This window comes from Cohnella ginsengisoli (genome assembly GCF_029525555.1).
In the GTDB taxonomy this organism is placed as follows: Bacteria; Bacillota; Bacilli; order Paenibacillales; family Paenibacillaceae; genus Cohnella; species Cohnella ginsengisoli.
The window spans coordinates 58984-74396 of record NZ_JAPDHZ010000002.1 but is presented as its reverse complement, the minus strand read 5'-3'; the positions used below and the strand labels follow the sequence as shown (position 1 = coordinate 74396).

20 protein-coding genes and 1 pseudogene are annotated in these 15413 nt (G+C 59.5%); 15 read left to right on the top strand and 6 right to left on the bottom strand.

The genetic code is table 11. The annotated features are described in order from the left end of the window. Nucleotides 1-3: 3 nt before the first annotated feature. A complete protein-coding gene (locus OMP38_RS00430; protein ID WP_277563428.1) occupies nucleotides 4-216 on the bottom strand; it encodes a hypothetical protein in 213 nt (70 codons plus the stop codon). Between the two features lie 319 nt (nucleotides 217-535). Between OMP38_RS00430 and OMP38_RS00425 the strand changes: the two genes are divergently transcribed. Then, nucleotides 536-961, top strand: a complete 426-nt coding sequence (locus OMP38_RS00425; RefSeq protein ID WP_277563427.1) for a hypothetical protein — start codon at nucleotides 536-538, stop codon at nucleotides 959-961. A 13-nt stretch (nucleotides 962-974) separates the two neighbouring features. On the opposite strand, the gene OMP38_RS00420 is transcribed toward OMP38_RS00425, so the two are convergent. Next, nucleotides 975-1712: an HAD family hydrolase gene (locus OMP38_RS00420; protein WP_277563426.1), complete on the bottom strand. Its 738-nt coding sequence runs from the start codon at nucleotides 1710-1712 to the stop codon at nucleotides 975-977. Nucleotides 1713-1882: 170 nt separating this feature from the next. Between OMP38_RS00420 and OMP38_RS00415 the strand changes: the two genes are divergently transcribed. From OMP38_RS00415 to OMP38_RS00400, 4 genes are all read left to right on the top strand, one after another. Beyond that, nucleotides 1883-2020: a hypothetical protein gene (locus tag OMP38_RS00415; protein ID WP_217595788.1), complete on the top strand. Its 138-nt coding sequence runs from the start codon at nucleotides 1883-1885 to the stop codon at nucleotides 2018-2020. Between the two features lie 437 nt (nucleotides 2021-2457). Beyond that, nucleotides 2458-3186, top strand: coding sequence for a phosphonate ABC transporter ATP-binding protein (locus OMP38_RS00410; RefSeq protein WP_277563425.1), 729 nt, complete (start codon nucleotides 2458-2460; stop codon nucleotides 3184-3186). 297 nt (nucleotides 3187-3483) lie between these two features. Further along, nucleotides 3484-4170: an MOSC domain-containing protein gene (locus OMP38_RS00405; RefSeq protein WP_277563424.1), complete on the top strand. Its 687-nt coding sequence runs from the start codon at nucleotides 3484-3486 to the stop codon at nucleotides 4168-4170. Beyond that, nucleotides 4170-4922 carry an SDR family NAD(P)-dependent oxidoreductase gene (locus OMP38_RS00400; protein ID WP_277563423.1) on the top strand — a complete coding sequence of 251 codons (753 nt, stop codon included), beginning with the start codon at nucleotides 4170-4172 and terminating at the stop codon, nucleotides 4920-4922. The genes OMP38_RS00405 and OMP38_RS00400 overlap by 1 nt, the downstream gene beginning before the upstream one ends. Here OMP38_RS00400 and OMP38_RS00395 read toward each other — a convergent pair. Then, the gene (locus OMP38_RS00395; protein ID WP_277563422.1) at nucleotides 4910-5554 is read right to left on the bottom strand and encodes a serine hydrolase domain-containing protein; all 645 of its coding nucleotides are present in this window, start codon (nucleotides 5552-5554) and stop codon (nucleotides 4910-4912) included. The two genes, OMP38_RS00400 and OMP38_RS00395, sit on opposite strands and share 13 nt — an antisense overlap. Next, nucleotides 5551-5868, bottom strand: a complete 318-nt coding sequence (locus OMP38_RS00390) for a hypothetical protein (RefSeq protein ID WP_277563421.1) — start codon at nucleotides 5866-5868, stop codon at nucleotides 5551-5553. Before OMP38_RS00390 ends, OMP38_RS00395 begins: the two co-directional genes overlap by 4 nt. Nucleotides 5869-5992: 124 nt before the next feature. Here OMP38_RS00390 and OMP38_RS00385 point away from each other — a divergent pair. The 9 genes and pseudogenes from OMP38_RS00385 to OMP38_RS00340 all read left to right on the top strand — a co-directional run bounded on the left by OMP38_RS00385 (nucleotide 5993) and on the right by OMP38_RS00340 (nucleotide 13503). Further along, nucleotides 5993-6515, top strand: a pseudogene (locus tag OMP38_RS00385) (ADP-heptose synthase). A gap of 96 nt (nucleotides 6516-6611) precedes the next feature. After that, entirely contained in the window at nucleotides 6612-6929 is a 318-nt protein-coding gene (locus OMP38_RS00380; RefSeq protein ID WP_277565121.1) for a YbjQ family protein, read from the top strand. A gap of 58 nt (nucleotides 6930-6987) precedes the next feature. Further along, on the top strand, nucleotides 6988-7899 hold the full coding sequence (locus OMP38_RS00375) for an aldo/keto reductase (protein ID WP_277563420.1): 912 nt from the start codon (nucleotides 6988-6990) through the stop codon (nucleotides 7897-7899). Between the two features lie 96 nt (nucleotides 7900-7995). After that, complete coding sequence (locus OMP38_RS00370) at nucleotides 7996-8670, top strand: SOS response-associated peptidase (RefSeq protein WP_277563419.1); 675 nt, start codon at nucleotides 7996-7998, stop codon at nucleotides 8668-8670. A gap of 75 nt (nucleotides 8671-8745) precedes the next feature. Beyond that, the gene (locus OMP38_RS00365; RefSeq protein ID WP_277563418.1) at nucleotides 8746-9804 is read left to right on the top strand and encodes a CobW family GTP-binding protein; all 1059 of its coding nucleotides are present in this window, start codon (nucleotides 8746-8748) and stop codon (nucleotides 9802-9804) included. A 70-nt stretch (nucleotides 9805-9874) separates the two neighbouring features. Further along, nucleotides 9875-10972, top strand: a complete 1098-nt coding sequence (locus OMP38_RS00360; protein WP_277563417.1) for an endospore germination permease — start codon at nucleotides 9875-9877, stop codon at nucleotides 10970-10972. Continuing rightward, nucleotides 10956-12359 (top strand): spore germination protein, encoded by a 1404-nt coding sequence (locus tag OMP38_RS00355; RefSeq protein WP_277563416.1) that lies wholly within the window; start codon nucleotides 10956-10958, stop codon nucleotides 12357-12359. Before OMP38_RS00360 ends, OMP38_RS00355 begins: the two co-directional genes overlap by 17 nt. Nucleotides 12360-12479: 120 nt before the next feature. Further along, on the top strand, nucleotides 12480-12818 hold the full coding sequence (locus OMP38_RS36590) for a Ger(x)C family spore germination protein (RefSeq protein ID WP_477100065.1): 339 nt from the start codon (nucleotides 12480-12482) through the stop codon (nucleotides 12816-12818). A gap of 295 nt (nucleotides 12819-13113) precedes the next feature. Further along, nucleotides 13114-13503, top strand: coding sequence for a Ger(x)C family spore germination C-terminal domain-containing protein (locus OMP38_RS00340; RefSeq protein ID WP_277563413.1), 390 nt, complete (start codon nucleotides 13114-13116; stop codon nucleotides 13501-13503). A gap of 74 nt (nucleotides 13504-13577) precedes the next feature. Here the strand turns inward: OMP38_RS00340 and OMP38_RS00335 are convergent, their stop codons facing one another. Beyond that, complete coding sequence (locus OMP38_RS00335; RefSeq protein WP_277563412.1) at nucleotides 13578-14069, bottom strand: C40 family peptidase; 492 nt, start codon at nucleotides 14067-14069, stop codon at nucleotides 13578-13580. A 279-nt stretch (nucleotides 14070-14348) separates the two neighbouring features. On the opposite strand from OMP38_RS00335, the gene OMP38_RS00330 reads away from it, so the two are divergent. Next, nucleotides 14349-14612: a hypothetical protein gene (locus OMP38_RS00330; RefSeq protein ID WP_277563411.1), complete on the top strand. Its 264-nt coding sequence runs from the start codon at nucleotides 14349-14351 to the stop codon at nucleotides 14610-14612. Between the two features lie 296 nt (nucleotides 14613-14908). Here the strand turns inward: OMP38_RS00330 and OMP38_RS00325 are convergent, their stop codons facing one another. Continuing rightward, the gene (locus OMP38_RS00325) at nucleotides 14909-15337 is read right to left on the bottom strand and encodes a universal stress protein (protein WP_277563410.1); all 429 of its coding nucleotides are present in this window, start codon (nucleotides 15335-15337) and stop codon (nucleotides 14909-14911) included. Between the last annotated feature and the right edge of the window lie 76 nt (nucleotides 15338-15413).

The window sequence follows — 15413 nt, the reverse complement described above, 5'->3', positions numbered from 1 at the left end:
CTTTTAAAAAAGGGACTGACCGTCATCGCGTCGTGCCGCGAGCGGGCAGGCGATATTTGGGAGGCGCATTTCGGCGCGGCGGCGATCGCCGCTTATTTTTTTATCGCCGAAAATCGGCTCGACGACGATGTCGCGAGGAAAATCGCGGAGCAAGCCGATCGGATGGTGTCCGAACATCTTGGCGATCGTTTCACCTTCGTTCAGGATCTCGGCCAAGCGGGAAATAAGCCGAAGCGCAGCGCAAGCGATGACGAGCGCGCGATCGTGGAGGCGCTGGAAGAAACGATCGACGGCTTGCACGGGGTCGGTCACAATGCGATCTACGCGGCGGCGAGCTTGAAGGCGATTCGGGAATTGGGCGGTTGGGACGAAGCGGCGGACGTCGATGCAATCTCGCAGCTGATTCGATCTTTCAAGGGGGGAGATTCCGGGGCGCTCTTGGATCGGCTACAAGACGTCCGAGGTCAAGGCGCTGACGCCGCCGGAGGAAGACGGACCCGCATACATCGAAGACGGAGCGGCGCTATCGCGCGCCATGCTAAGAGAGCTGGCCGCCTTCGGGACCATCTATCGGGCGGAAGCCCATCACGACCTGATCGGCCATATGCTGACCTTTTCGCATGCGCTCGTCACGCTCGAGGAGCTGGGCTATCCGGCATTGTTCAGAAGAGGGCTACTGCCGCTGTACAAGCTCGTTCATGTACTGCGCGCAAGCCGGGACCTGCAGCCCGGCGAACCGATCCGACTCTCTTCGCCGGTCGACCGCGAGCCGCTCGCGCTAGCACGGCCGTCTTCCTCGCTGCCGACCGAGTCCGCTTTTTGGGATCGGGAACGGAGCGGGGACGAATGGGATTTTGGACATGCGTTCAAGTTCCCTTACAGCTTTTATCATCATGCCGCCCGCGCCGGCGGCGCGGACGCCGCGGCCTTCGATCGGTTCAAGCGCATCATCGGGACGTGAGCGCGGGTCGGGGTCAGCCTTGCGTCAAATAAGCGTCGATCGCGGACGGCACCTGGCGAAGCGAGGATAATGTGAGGAACGCGCCGCTCGGCTTGGCGTCTGCGATCGGCAGCACGTTGTAGTCCCATTCGCGCTCCTGCTTCAAATAAATGGCATGCAGGCCGCAGGACAGCGCGGGCAGCACGTCCGTGCGCACCGAATTGCCCACCATCCAGGTGCGGTCGATCCGCAGCTTGCCTGCGCGCAAAATCTCCTTCAATGCTTCGACGTTTTTGTGCAATCGGATATAGATGCGGTCTCGAAAGTAACGCTCGAGGCCGGCGGCTTCGATCTTGCGCTTCTGGATGGCCGGATCTCCGCCCGTATATAAATGAAGCTGATGGCCGGCGGCCGCGAGCGATTCGAGCGTCTCGTTCATGAACGGATAAGGCTCGGTCTCCTGCTCGAACACGCTAAGGCCAAGCTTCCACAGAAGCGCCTCCTCGTCGGCGGATTCGGAGCGTCCGTGCAGGGCGCTATAATGGCGGTACGTATCGACGAACGATTGAGGGAAATGCTCGCTGCTGAAGCCGACGATCTGCACGCCGGCGATGTCGATCTCGCTGTGCTTGGCGAGCACGGCCTGCTTGGTCAGGCCGAACGGCGCGAACCAGGTCGTCATCAAGTCCGCGAACTGCTCTTGCACGAAATGAAAATATTTGTTGCAATGGATCAGCGTGTCGTCCAGGTCGAACAGGATGTTCTGCTTCATATCCGTGGCTCCTTCGTCTGCTTGCCGCTCCGGCCGCTCGCCAATCGGACGGCGGACATGAATTTATTATGTCTAACCGGACGGTGTTTGTAAATGTGCCGGGCGGGCAACCTAATCGTACGGTGTGCCCCTAACCGCATCTTAATGCATCCCATGGAGGTGAGTCGGATATGCCGCCCTATCAAGGACCTAAAGCGGGAGCGAAGAGCATTACGGCCGGAGGACGCGGAAAAAGCCAGACGACGAAGCTGGACAAGATGTCCCGCCTGCCGCCCAGCTTGAACGGTATCGACAAAAACCTGCCTTAAACGTAAGCGTGCCAGCGTGCCGGGGCATGACGCCCCGGTACGGTCGCGCGTGCAGGGTCACGCGTACTTCTCGATCTTGGACTTCAGATCGCGCTTGATGAAGGCGAGCCGTTGACGCACATAAAAGTCGTAGCTGCCCCCCGCTTAACTCGCGGGGGGTTCATCGTATTGCCGCTGTCATTGTCCACGATCACGAGACGGCCGCTGTCGTAAAATTTGAAAGTCAGATCTCGTGACGGCCGGGATCCCCTTGAAGGCTCCAAGTAGCGGAGGTGTTCGCAGTTCTCCATCCATCATCCCACCTTTGACTGGAATAGATAGAACACATGTTCTTGTTTATAGTATACCAAACGTTTGTTCGTATGGAAAGCCGTTCCGTAAAGAATTACACTAGAAAAAACGGCAGGAATGAAAGTCAGGGGGGCAATCGGACGGGAATGATACATATCATCGGTCTCACGCGCAAGCTGCCGACAGGCAAAAAGGTACTCGACGGCATCCACGGGCATCTGGAGCCGGGCAAGCTGTATGCGGTCGTAGGGGCGAGCGGCAGCGGCAAATCGATGCTGCTGCGGTGCCTCGGTCTCAAGGAGCCTTGGACGAGCGGGGAGCTGCGCATCGACGGCAAGGACGCGATTGCCGGCGGCGCGTTCGCCAGACTGCGGTTGAAGCGCAAAATCGCTTATCTGGAACAGAAGGCGCTGATGTACGAGAAAAAGACGGCGCTCAAAAACGTCATTATCGGCGCGGTCGGCCAGGTGTCGTGGTTCCGGCGGATGACCGGCATGGTCAGAAGCGACGACTACATGGACGCCATGGAGACGCTGGAGAACGTCGGCTTGATCGACAGGGCGCACCAGCCGGCGGAGAAGCTCAGCGGCGGCGAACGCCAGCGCGTGGCGATCGCCCGCGCGATCGCGCACGGCGCCGAAGTGCTGCTCGCGGACGAGCCCGTGACCGGACTCGATCCTCATTCGCAGGAGAGCATCATGGGCATGCTGAAGCAGCAGGCGATCGATAAGAACATGATCATTGTCGTAGCGCTGCATCGCTTGGAGCTCGCCGAGAAATTCGCGGACGAAATATGGGGCTTGCATGACGGCAGAGCGGTGTTGACCGTACGGGGAAGACGGCTTACGGCAGCCGAAAAGCACCAAATCTCCTAAGCCGTCCTCCCGTCGCGGGGTCCATCTGTCTTGCGGATGCGGCGATTACGGTTGAAGCGGCGCTTCCGGTTCGCCATCCGGCGCCTTCGCCGGGCGGATTTGGGAGCGCTCTTTGCGGCTTTTCCATGCGCTTTCTTTTCTGCGTTTCGACGTGGTCATTTTCATCAGCTCCCATCCCGGGCGTGGACGGCCCGCCGAATTTAGCATGGCAAGGACGAATGCCCCTTATCCATCCCCGGCATGCCGGGGGTTCGGTTAGGGCTTACTGACAACTCTACGCTCAAGGAGGTTCGCGCGATGTCGAATTCAACAGCTTTGCCCGCGACACTCGAACGGTCCTACCCGTTATTGTCGGTGAACGTAGGCGCGGCGCGAGAGGCGCAGTTCAAAGGCAAGCCTGCAAAGTCGGGAATTGATAAGGAAAGGGCGCTAAGCGCCGTTACCGTCCATCACGAGGGGCTGGCGGGCGACGAGCAGGCGGATAACGTGAACCACGGCGGTCCGGACAAGGCGGTGTGCGCCTATCCGTACCGTCATTATGCCTTTTGGGAAGAGAAGCTGGGCAGGTCGCTCGAATTCGGCGCTTTCGGCGAAAACTTCACGATCGACGAAATCGACGAAAACGAGGTTTGCGTCGGCGATGTATTCAAGATCGGCGATTTGACGCTCCAGATCAGCCAGCCGCGCGTGCCTTGCTGGAAGCTTGCGATGAAGTGGGGCGCCGACGATCTGCCGGCGATGGTGCGGGATACGGGGAAAACCGGCTTTTATTTCCGCGTACTGTCGCCTGGCTCGGTCGAACCGGGCGAGCTCGTCCTCGTCTCGCGCGATCCCGCCGGCGTTACGGTCGAAGAAGCGAATGCGGTCATGCATCGGGGAAAAGAAAACCGGGAAGGCATAGAGCGGCTGCTTGCGGTCGACGCGCTGGCGGACAGCTGGAGGGAGACGTTGACGGCGAGACTGTCGCGTCTCTCGCAGTCCTGATGCCGGGCATTTACGCGGGCCGCACCGTTATCGTGACGGGCGCCGCCGGCGGCATCGGGCGCCACCTGTCGCGGGCGTATGCCGAGTCCGGCGCTTCGGTCGCGCTTAGCGACGCGCCCGGCACGGACGGGGGGGCGCTGGCCGCGCATTTGGCGGGCGAGGGCCGCTCCGCGATGTTTATCGCGGCCGACCTGACCGAGGCCGAAGCGGCCGCGCAGATCGTAGCTCGCGCGATGGCTTGGACGGGACGCGTGGACGTACTCGTACACAATGCGGGCATCGGCATCTGGAAGTCGCCGCTCGAGCTGACGCTCGAGGAATGGGACCGCGTCATGAATATTAATCTTCGAGGCGCGTTCCTGTGCGGCCGCGAAGCGGCCAAAGCGATGAAGCTGGCTGGCGGCGGCGCCATCGTCAACATCGCATCGACGCGCGCGCTGCAATCCGAGCCGAACTCGGAAGCGTATGCGGCTTCCAAGGGCGGCATCCTGGCGCTCACGCACGCGCTCGCGCTGTCGCTCGGACCGGACGGCATCGCGGTGAACGCGATCAGCCCGGGATGGATCGAGACCGGCGACTATGACGCCTTGCGGCCTGCCGATCACAAGCAGCATCCCGCCGGCCGGGTCGGCAAGCCGTCGGACGTGGTCAAGGCCTGCTTCTACTTGACCGACCCCGAGGGCGGCTTCGTCACGGGGACGAATCTCGTCGTGGACGGCGGCATGACCCGGAAGATGAACTATGAGCCGTAAGGAACGCCCGCTACGAACGTCGAAAAAATATTTAACGGCCTTAAAGGTTCGCGATATAAATCGCTCGTGAAGGAGACGACGGTCTCCGTTTCCGGAATGACGAACAGAAATTGGCCGCCATAGCCCATCGCGTAATAAATGTGCGGCTTCAGCGGCTCGCGGCCGCCGCCGGTGAACGTCCACCAGTGATAGCCGTACGAGCCGAGCCAATCGTAAGTATGATGCCTGGGGGCGGTCGATTCGGCGATCCAATCCTCGGGCACGATTCGCCGACCGCCGAAGCGGCCGCGGGACAACATGAGTTGGCCCAGCTTGAACAGGTCGCCGCCGCGCAGCGCCAGTCCGAAGCCGCCGATCGACACGCCTTGCGGATCCGTATGCCACTGCCAGGCGTCGATGCCGAGCGGCCCGAACAGATGTCGCGCGGCGTAGGCCTCGGCGGTCATGCCGGTATCCCGCTGCAGGACGAGGCTAAGCAGATGCGAGCAGCCGGAGTTGTACGACATCGCGTCGCCCGGGCGGGATTTCGTCCGTCTTCCCAGGATGAAGGCGACCCAGTCGTCCGATTCGCACATCGGATTGGGACGTCCGCCCCAGGCGCCCCACTCCGGCCAGTCCATGCCGGCCGTCATTGACAGCAGATGATGCAGGCGAATTCGCCCGAGCGGAGCCGAGATCCGGGCAGACAGCCGGCGAGCGGCGTGCCGAGCGAAGGGAATTCGCCCCGCGCGAGCGCGATGCCGACGAGCAGCGAGAGCACGCTTTTCGTCACCGAATTGACCTTGTGAACCCGTTCGGCCGAACGCGCATTGCGTGCGTAATCCAGCGTCCGCGCGGCTCGCCCGCTGCCGATCTGTACGCGGCACGTATCGATTTTGCACGCCTCGGCCGCGCGCTGCAGCCCTTCAAGATCGATCGTCCTGCTCCTCGTCGTCGTCAACGTCATCGCGATCGCCTCCTTATGTCGGCCTATTATACCCGGCGCCGGCATGTCTGAAGCGAATTTATGATATAATGTACAGCAATGCGCTCAAGGTTTTTCTGCCGCTACTAGGGGGGGACTGGCTACAATGGAAAGGCGTTTTGTCATCGAGGCGGTCATGATCGCCATATATGGTCAGCTGCTTCTGCCGAAACGGCCTGTGGAATACCGGATTCCGTATTCGACAGTGATGGAATTGTACGATATGAAGGATAGCGACGAGCCCGTCATGCCCGATCCGGACGACGACCGTCACGTCAAGGGCAAGATCGGGGAGATGATCGCGTACTTCGAAGATCCTTTCAATAAAAAAGAAGCTCGAGCGCTCGCTGCTCGCGCCGTGGCGGGAGAGTCCGCCGCTGCCGATCAACGACAAGGTGACCCTCGTCGTCGTCAACGCGGCCGAGAACATGCAGTACGGCGAGCTGCTCGACCCGATCGAGACGGAGATCGTGCTGACGTCGCTTCGCGCGCAGAGTCCGATCCTGACCGACCATATCGAATTCCAGGACAAAGTCGTCCAGAACGCGATCCCGGTCCAGGTGTTCGATATCGACGATTACGAATTCGCGGTGGAGGAGAGCCCGGCTCCGACCGAATTCAACCCTTGAGAGCTGCCGGCTGACGCCGGCGGCTCTCGTTGTTGTTCGGGGGGAACGGTATGATAGAATGAGGGCGTTCCCATTATCTTCAAGGAGGCTATTATGATGCTCGTGACGACTACGCCCAATGTGGAAGGATACAGGATCACGTCCTATTTCGGACTGGTGAACGGAGAGACGATCATGGGCGCGAACATCTTCCGCGACTTCATGGCTTCGATCACCGACGTCGTCGGCGGCAGGTCCGGCTCCTATGAAAACAAGCTGAAGCAGGCCCGCGACATCGCGGTCTCCGAGATGGTCGAGCAAGCGAGGCGGATGGGCGCCAACGCGATCGTAGGCGTCGATGTCGACTACGAGGTCGTGCGGGAAGGGATGCTCATGGTAGCGGTCAGCGGCACCGCCGTGACCGTCGAAGTTTAATCGTCGTTGACTGAATCTTGGCGAATCTTCTTCTATTAAAATAAAGGGAGGCTGAAGCATGCTGTATCGCAAGTTGGGATCGACCGATCTGAAAATATCCGCGGTAGGCGTCGGTACGTGGCAGTTCGGAGGGGAGTGGGGCAGGAACTACGAGCAGCACGAGGCGGACGCTATTTTGGGCAGGGCCGCCGAGCTCGGCATCAACCTGATCGATACCGCCGAATGCTACGGCGATCATCTGTCCGAGTCGTTGATCGGACCGGCCATCCGCGGCCGCCGCTCCGATTGGGTGCTCGCGACGAAGTTCGGACATCATTTCCATGGGCCCTTCAGCCGGACGGACGACTACGATCCGCAGGATGTCGTGCGACAGCTGGACGCCTCCCTGAAGGCGCTTCAGACCGATTATATCGATCTCTATCAATTTCATTCGGGACCCGATGCCGCGTTCGATACGGACGGGCTCTGGGAGGCGCTCGGCCGGCAGGTCGAAGCGGGCAAGATCCGGCATCTCGGCATTTCGATCGGATCGAACCGCAACGTCTATCAGACGTCCAAAGCGAAGGCGGTCGGCGCGCAAGCGATCCAGGTCGTCTACAACCGGCTCGACCGCGCGCCGGAAGAGGAAGTATTTCCGTCCTGCGAGGCGCAGGGACTTGGCGTGCTCGCCCGCGTGCCGCTCGCCAGCGGCTTCCTGAGCGGCAAGTACAAGCCGGGCGCGACGTTCCCGAGCGACGACGTTCGCTCGCGGCGCGACCGGGAGGAGGCCGACCTGCTGCTTCGCGAAGCGGAGGGAATCAAGCGCACGGAGGTGCCCGAGGGCGTCGACATGGCTTCCTGGGCGCTGGCGTGGTGCCTGCGCCATCCGGCCGTCACCGCCGTCATCCCCGGCTGCAAGGACGTCGCCCAGGTCGAAGCCAACGCGGCGGCCGTCGCGCTGGTACAGGCCGGCCATCCGCAAGACGCCTGATCGCGCGACTGCTCGCCCGCATTCGGGATCCCGGCGAATAGAAGCGGCGCTTACAAGCAAATACTGGGGGGGAAACCCAAGAAGGCGGTGCCTCCCATGTGCCAAAGATTTTCGCTTGCCGCGGATTTGTCCGAGCTCACCGAACGTTACCGGATCGATCAAGTCGTCGGACCGTACAGGCCCAGATACAATGTCGCCCCGACCCAAAATGCCGCGGTCATCGTCGAGGAGCGGCGCGAGCGCAAGCTCGAGTCGCTGCGCTGGGGCCTCATGCCTTACTGGTCCCGCGACGCCGTCAATGCGGACGGTCCGGGCATCGGCGACCGGCCGATCTTCAAGCGGATGACGAACAAGCAGCGCTGCGTCATCCCCGTCAGCGGCTTTTACGGCTGGGAGACGAAGGGCAAAGCCCGCCAGCCGATCCACTTCGTGCTCAAGGGGCGCGGGACGTTCGCGGTCCCCGGTTTTTACGAAGTGTGGCCGCGCGTCGAAGGCGGCGACATTCGCGCGTATACGATGCTGACGACGCTATCCAACGAGATGGTCGGACCGTATTCGGACCGCATGCCCGCCATTTTGGACGACGAAGGCATCGACGAATGGCTGAACGAGACGAATACGGAATATCGGGGCGTATTGGGCAGTATCCGCGGGATCGCGGCGGACGAGATGATGATGTACCCGGTCGGCGCTTACGTGAACGAGCGGGAGCGCGAGACGCCGGAATGCGTCGAACCGATTCGCAACTTTTACTCCGCGATCCGGGAGTAGCATAACGAACGTCCTAGAGGCCCTCCGCGCAGCCGCGACGGAGGGTCGATTCATTTTGTCGGGGGAGGAACCGCGATGCGCGCGCAAGCGAACGACTATGGCGATAAGCCGATACAAGTATATGTGTTATCCGGATATCTGGGGAGCGGCAAGACGACCGTGCTGCAAAAACTGCTGGAGGGCTCCAAGGCGAAAGGCTGGCGGACGGCGGTGCTCATGAACGAAGCGGGAGACGTCAATCTCGACGGCGAGCTGCTGGCGAAAGACGTGCCCATGGCCGAGCTGCTCGGTGGCTGCATCTGCTGCTCGGTCAAAAACGATCTCGGCGTCTCCTTGCTGCAGCTCGCCCGGGATCATCGTCCGGACGTCATCTGGATCGAGTCCACAGGCGTGGCGCAGCCGCTCGAGATGATGGACGCCGTGACGGAGGTGTCCATGTACGCGAAGCTCGAGCTGCGCGGGTTGATCACCGTCGTCGACGCCAGGCATCTGCTCGACCGGCTGCGGCTCGGCGCCGGCAAGACGCTTCGGCTCATGCGGGAGCAGATCCGCGGGGCTTCGCTGCTGCTGCTGAGCAAGACGGATCTCGTCGGCCCCGGAGAAGCGGAGGAGGTGCGCGCGCAGTTGCGCGAATGGAATCCGTCTGCGGCGATCGAGGACATAGTCAAGGGGGAGACAGGGACGGATCTATTGACGATGCTGCCCGGAGCCGTCGGCGTCGGGGGCAGCCGTCAGGACCGCCAAGGCCTCGAAAACGGCCATCACGATCACGACCGGCACAATCAAGTCCATCGCGCTCACGGTAATCACGATCACGGTAATCACGATCACGAATCGCCGCGCCTGCACGATCATGTGCATGTGCTGACGCATTATCCGTCCGCACCGTTCCGAAGCGATAGCTTCGAGCGCTTTCTGCGCGAGCTGCCGTCATCGGTATACCGAGCCAAGGGGATCGTTACGTTTACGGATACGGCCGCGCGTTACTTGTTCCAGTTCGCCTACCGGGAATCCGACTTCATGCCGCTCGCAGCTCAAAATCCGGCGCGCGACGTGGTCGTCCTCATCGGCGAGGACTTCAACGAGGCGGACATGCGCAAGCGGCTTGTTCGACTGGAGACAATGCGAGAGTAAGCGGGCTTGCCGCTGCACATAAACCGGACCGGCACAGGGAAACTTAAGCCGGGAAGGGAGGCTCCGGCAAATGAGGGGATTCGAAGCAGGCCGCCTGTCGGTCATCACCAGCTTGATTTTATCCGTGGGACTGGTCAATCACGTCATTATATTGCCGATCGTGTTGGGGACGGCCGGCCGGGACGCATGGATATCCGTGCTGCTGGCCGGCGCTCTGATGCTGATCCTGCTCCTGCCTGTGGCCGCGGTGCTGCGCGATCTGGGACTGCAGCCTTTTTCCGCATGGCTGATGGAAAAGGGCGGAGCCTTCTCGCGGGTGCTCATCTTAACCGTCGTCGTCGGCTACTTGCTGCTGGAGGCGATCATTACGACCGTCGACGTGCTGACCTGGACCAACAGTACGTACCTGCCCGAGACGCCGCCGCTCGTCACCGCCACGGTTTTCGTGCTCCTCTGCGTCGCAGCCGTGCTGGTCGGCATGCAGGCGATCGTCTACATGTCTTGTATCGCTCTCCCGGTCGTTACGGCTCTGGGCATATTCGTTGCGTCCGGCAATTCGGACCGCAAGGACTATAGCCAACTGCTTCCCTTAATGGAGAATGGCTTCGGACCGGTTTTAAGGGGGGCGCTCGTATCCTGCAGCGGGCTGACGGAAATGATATTGTTCATACTGCTGCAAATGTATGCCAACAAGCCTTTTCGTCGGGTTCATCTGTATGCCACCGGCCTTTTCGTCATTGTGCTGTCTGTCGGCCCGACCATAGCCGCCATTTGCGAATTCGGCGTATTCGAGTCCAGCAGCATGCGTTTTCCCGCTTTTTCGCAGTGGCGCATATTGAGTGTCGGCCGCTATATCGAGCATCTCGATTTTTTTGCCATCTACCAATGGATCAGCGGGGCGCTCATTCGCATCTCGCTTGCGCTTAGCCTCCTGCTTGAGCTGTCCGGCATTCAGAAGCGCAAGGGCAAACTGATCGCCTTGATTATCATCGGAATCGCCATGATCGGCCTGACCGTCTATCCTTTCGGAGACAACAATCAATATATTTTCTATAAGGCGATCCGGCCGTTTGTGTTTGCGGTGCAGATCTCTCTTCTGTTCTACGTATGGGTGCTGGCGCTTCGCAAGCGCGGAGGGAGGGGCGAGCTGAATGCAAACCGGGCTTGAATGGCTGGACGACGAGATCGCCGGCTGCGCGGACGTGAACGTCGAGAAGCTGTCGGCCGGAAAGCGGCAGGCCTCGCTCGTGTCGGCGACGGGCATGATCGACAATGCCATTTATAAAGACCGGCTGCTGCCCACCGTGGGAGAATGGCTGACGGGAACGAACCTTGCCAAAGGCCTTCCCGGCGCGTTTGCTTTAGCCGCTTCGGGCGACGAAGAACGCGCGAGCATCCTGGCGCGGCTGTTCTCCGGCAGCGTGCTGATCGTGAGCGACGGGAGGGTGCTTGTCTATCCGATTCCCCGCCAGTCGGAACGCTCGCCCGAAGAATCCTCTTCCGAGATTTCGGTAAAAGGGCCGCGCGACGGCTTCGTCGAGAGCTTGTCGATAAACCGAACGCTGGTGCGCAGGCGATTGAAGTCGACGGATTTGAAAATCGAGTCGTTCAGTGTCGGTACGGACAGCCGAACGGAAATCAACCTGCTTTATCTAAAATCAACCGCAAGCCGCTCGCTGATCGAAGAAGCGCGCAAACGAATCGGGAAACTGTCGCCCGACATCGTGGTAGGCTCCGGACAGGTCGAGGAAATGCTCTCCGACAGGTCCCGGGCGCTGTTTCCCCTCGTTAACTATACGGGCCGGCCGGATTATATCGTCGAGTGCCTGGGGCTCGGCCGAATCGCCATCATCGTGGACGGTCTTCCACTCGTCTACACGGCGCCGACCAATATGTTCGAGCTGCTCAAGTCTCCGGAGGACGTTCACAACTCGTATTATTTCGTGAGCATGGAGCGGCTGCTTCGCCTGGTCGGCTTGTTCATCACGCTAACGATGCCAGGATTCTGGGTCGCGGTGTCGACGTTTAACGTCGATCAGATTCCGTTCCCGCTCATGGCGACGATCGTCGTCTCGCGGATCGGCCTGCCGATCTCGACCGCGATCGAGATGTTTCTCATGCTGTTCATGTTCGAGCTGTTCCGCGAAGCAGGCGTCCGGCTGCCGAGGGCCGTAGGTCAGACCGTCGCGGTCGTCGGCGGCATAATCGTCGGGGATGCGGCGATCCGGGCGGGGCTTACTTCGCCTACGATGCTCGTCGTCAGCGCGGTGACGTACGTCACCTCGTTCACGCTCGTCAACCAGACGCTGCTCGGCTCCGTGAACCTGCTTCGCTTTGTCGTGCTGCTGTGTTCGACCGCGCTCGGCATGTTCGGCTTTTTTTATCGGCGTATTTTCGATATTGCTATACATGGTGTCGTTGCGTTCTTTCGGAGAACCGTACTTGAAGCCGGCGGCCCCTTACGAAGCGAGGCGCGCGCGTGGAGCCTTTCTCAAATTCCCGTATGCCGATCGAAGGAGCAAGGGGAGCCCCAAACGCGGCGGATGAGGAGGTGAGTGCGATGCATGTGGCGATGCGAATACTGACGCTTGCCATCATGACCGTCGTCCTGACGGCGTGCTGGGATCAGCGCTCGATTCAGGAGACCAGTTATATTACGAGCTTGGGAATCGATTATGATGAAAAGGAGGAGCAGTATTCCATATACGGGACGCTCATTACGATGTCCGACGTCGCCAAGACAGAAGGAGCCAGCGGCAGGGCGTTCCCCTCCTACATCGGGCACGGGGAAGGCGAGTCCCCCCCAGCTTGCGCTTAAGGCCATGTATCGAAGCTCGCAGCTCAGGCCGTCTCTCGATCATCTCATGACGGTCATCGTCAAGGAGAACGCGCTGGCGCGAATTCCCGACATTTTGGACAGCTTCAACAGAAGCCGAACCGTGCGTTACAACATTTCTATGGCCGCGACATCCGAGCCTCTCGAAGAACTGCTGGCTTCCGATACCTTTTTTTAATTCGCCGATGTATACGTTTTTGTACACCCGACACGTTCGCGGTCCGGCTGTGCCCGCCGTTGAGATGGTGAGTCTGCAAGCGTTCGTTCGCCAATTTTACGAAAAAAGCCATACGACGCTGCTGCCGGTTCTCAAACTGGACCGCACCAGTTGGAAGCAAGGGGGAAAATCCAAAAATTATATTTATTTCGATGGGGCGCATGCGATTGTCGGCCAAAAAAAAGCATGCTGCGCTCGGAGAGCCGCTCATACAAGGCGTGAAATGGTTCCATTCGGATCAAAAAAGGCGCTTTTTTTGGAGGTCAGGAACGACGAAGGCAAATTCGTAGCCATTTTCGCCGCGACGACCGGCAAAGGGCGTTTGACCTATGATCGTCGCCGCGGCAAAGACGGGACTTTTAAGGCCGTCGTTTCCGTAAAAGCTTATATTTATGAGCTGCATGAAAAGGCCCGCGAGCTGGAGCTGGAAGCTTGGGCCGAAAAAGGCATACGGGAGAAACTTCAGCAATCGTTAGCTACAGGGCGCGCTCGCCGAATCGACCTGATCGGTTTGGAGGACGACCTGTACCGGCACCATCCGGCGACGTGGAAAAAGCTGAAAAAGGCCGGAACAGAAGTAACGGCGATTCCGATCGATGTCGACGTAGACGTCAAGGTGACTAATTCGGGGAAGCATAAGCTTTAAACGGAGATGTCCTCGCGAACAAACAAGAAAAAGCCGTCCCTTGCGGAGGGACGGCTCGAAGAAAGGATACGCGATTAAAGGACGCGGCGAGCGGTCGTGTAGTTATTTTTCCACCAGCCCGAGTTGATGCTCGAGATCGTGACGCCCGGTTTGCCATACGTGTGCATCACCTTGCCATTGCCGATGTAGATGCCGACATGGTGGATCGGGGAGTAAAAGAACACGAGATCGCCCGGCTTCAGGTTAGCCTTGGATACGTACCTGCCGGCCTTGGACTGCGCCTTAGACTCGCGCGGCAGAGACACGCCGTACTTGCGATACAAATATTGCGTGAACGACGAGCAGTCGAAGGAGCTCGTGTTGCCGGTTTTCGCGCCGAACTTATATCGAACGCCCATGTATTTTTTGCCGAGGGCGATGAGGCTGGATGCTTTAGAACTAGCCGTGACGGTCGCTTCCGCAGCGCTGACCGGCTTCGCCGGCAAAGCCGCTGTCGCGCCTCCGAACAGGATGGTCAATGCGACGGCCGACGCCATCAATTTTTTAAAGCTATTGGATGCTGCCATGGATGCGATTCCTCCAATGATGTTGTAGTCGTGATGCGCTTGCTGCTAGAATCAATATATCAGATTGAAACTTCCCTCCATTTTCCTCTAAGCGGCGGAAAGCTGATGCGTGGCGGTTTGCGCGGCAATATGAAAAACAGCTAAGAAAATATTAATGCTAGACAACTGGACAAACGCCGAAAATACGCTGTTTTTTGCAAAATTGGTTTTGACACCGTTAAAATGGGGCAAGTAGCCGCGGCGGAAACGCGCGAAGGCCCGACACAAAGGAGAATCGGCATGAACGTAACCATTACCGAAGCGACAATGACGAAGGATGAAGTCGAAGGATATGTAGGAAAAGTGGTGTTCGAGGTCGAGGGCCACGATGCGGCTTACGAGATGGCGCTGCAGAGCGACAAAGGCAGAGAGTGGAGCTATTCGCTTTTTTTCGCGGGCAAGTCGGGAAGCGAGGAGCAGATAGACGCGGTAGACGCAGAGATCGAGTCGAACGACGAGCTTTACGAACGGTTGATCGATGCCGCCGTCGACGCGATGGCTTAGAGGCGCCTTTTTCTGTTATATAGAAGCAAAGGGGGACGCTGAACGGCGGCTCCTACGAGATTCCGGAAGACCTTGACGCCGTTCGTTTGGTCGGAGGCGCTGCGGCTGATCGCCGTGACGCGGATCTAGACGGTCTCCTATAATTTTACTTGGCTAACGATATGCGATATATTAGAGGGCAGACCTGTACAGTCAGCTTGCATATGCCCCTAATAAAGACATCGGTCCCTTCCCGCGCGGGAAGAGACCGATTTTTGTCGTTGGCGTTGACCGCGGCTATCTGCAGCCCGATTGAATTACTTGACGATCAGTACAGGCGCCTTGGCATGCTGCATGACATTGTGGCTAACGCTGCCGAGCACGAACTCGCGGATGCCGCCAAGCCCGCGGCTGCCGAGCACGATAAGGTCGGCGCCATTTTCGCCGGCATAATCGAGAATCGTGTTCGCCGGATCGCCGTCGATCAGCTTGAACGTCGCATTGACGGTACCGGGTACGAGCGCCTTCGCTTCGTCGAGCACCTTGAACGAGTGGTCCATGTATTGCTGAGACCAATCCGCCGGAAGGGTGACCATGAAGTCGCCGTTGTTGACGAGCGGCACCTGATAGACATGCAGCACCGTCAGCGCGGCGCCGTAGCTCTCCGCCAACGCGGAGGCATGGGAGATCGCCTTGCGCGACAGATTCGAACCGTCGAATGCGACCAAAATGTTGTTATAGCTCATTGAAATGCCTCCTCGCCGAATTATGTAACTTGCATAGACCATGTATCTTCCTTTATTTAACCATACCTAATCAGCG

Coding starts and splice junctions, on each gene's coding strand:
- OMP38_RS00425 (WP_277563427.1), top strand. CDS start 536: ATGCTAAGAGAGCTGGCCGCCTTCGGGACCATCTATCGGGCGGAAGCC.
- OMP38_RS00420 (WP_277563426.1), bottom strand. CDS start 1,712: ATGAAGCAGAACATCCTGTTCGACCTGGACGACACGCTGATCCATTGC.
- OMP38_RS00415 (WP_217595788.1), top strand. CDS start 1,883: ATGCCGCCCTATCAAGGACCTAAAGCGGGAGCGAAGAGCATTACGGCC.
- OMP38_RS00410 (WP_277563425.1), top strand. CDS start 2,458: ATGATACATATCATCGGTCTCACGCGCAAGCTGCCGACAGGCAAAAAG.
- OMP38_RS00405 (WP_277563424.1), top strand. CDS start 3,484: ATGTCGAATTCAACAGCTTTGCCCGCGACACTCGAACGGTCCTACCCG.
- OMP38_RS00400 (WP_277563423.1), top strand. CDS start 4,170: ATGCCGGGCATTTACGCGGGCCGCACCGTTATCGTGACGGGCGCCGCC.
- OMP38_RS00395 (WP_277563422.1), bottom strand. CDS start 5,554: ATGACGGCCGGCATGGACTGGCCGGAGTGGGGCGCCTGGGGCGGACGT.
- OMP38_RS00390 (WP_277563421.1), bottom strand. CDS start 5,868: ATGACGTTGACGACGACGAGGAGCAGGACGATCGATCTTGAAGGGCTG.
- OMP38_RS00380 (WP_277565121.1), top strand. CDS start 6,612: ATGCTCGTGACGACTACGCCCAATGTGGAAGGATACAGGATCACGTCC.
- OMP38_RS00375 (WP_277563420.1), top strand. CDS start 6,988: ATGCTGTATCGCAAGTTGGGATCGACCGATCTGAAAATATCCGCGGTA.
- OMP38_RS00370 (WP_277563419.1), top strand. CDS start 7,996: ATGTGCCAAAGATTTTCGCTTGCCGCGGATTTGTCCGAGCTCACCGAA.
- OMP38_RS00365 (WP_277563418.1), top strand. CDS start 8,746: ATGCGCGCGCAAGCGAACGACTATGGCGATAAGCCGATACAAGTATAT.
- OMP38_RS00360 (WP_277563417.1), top strand. CDS start 9,875: ATGAGGGGATTCGAAGCAGGCCGCCTGTCGGTCATCACCAGCTTGATT.
- OMP38_RS00355 (WP_277563416.1), top strand. CDS start 10,956: ATGCAAACCGGGCTTGAATGGCTGGACGACGAGATCGCCGGCTGCGCG.
- OMP38_RS36590 (WP_477100065.1), top strand. CDS start 12,480: ATGATGAAAAGGAGGAGCAGTATTCCATATACGGGACGCTCATTACGA.
- OMP38_RS00335 (WP_277563412.1), bottom strand. CDS start 14,069: ATGGCAGCATCCAATAGCTTTAAAAAATTGATGGCGTCGGCCGTCGCA.
- OMP38_RS00330 (WP_277563411.1), top strand. CDS start 14,349: ATGAACGTAACCATTACCGAAGCGACAATGACGAAGGATGAAGTCGAA.
- OMP38_RS00325 (WP_277563410.1), bottom strand. CDS start 15,337: ATGAGCTATAACAACATTTTGGTCGCATTCGACGGTTCGAATCTGTCG.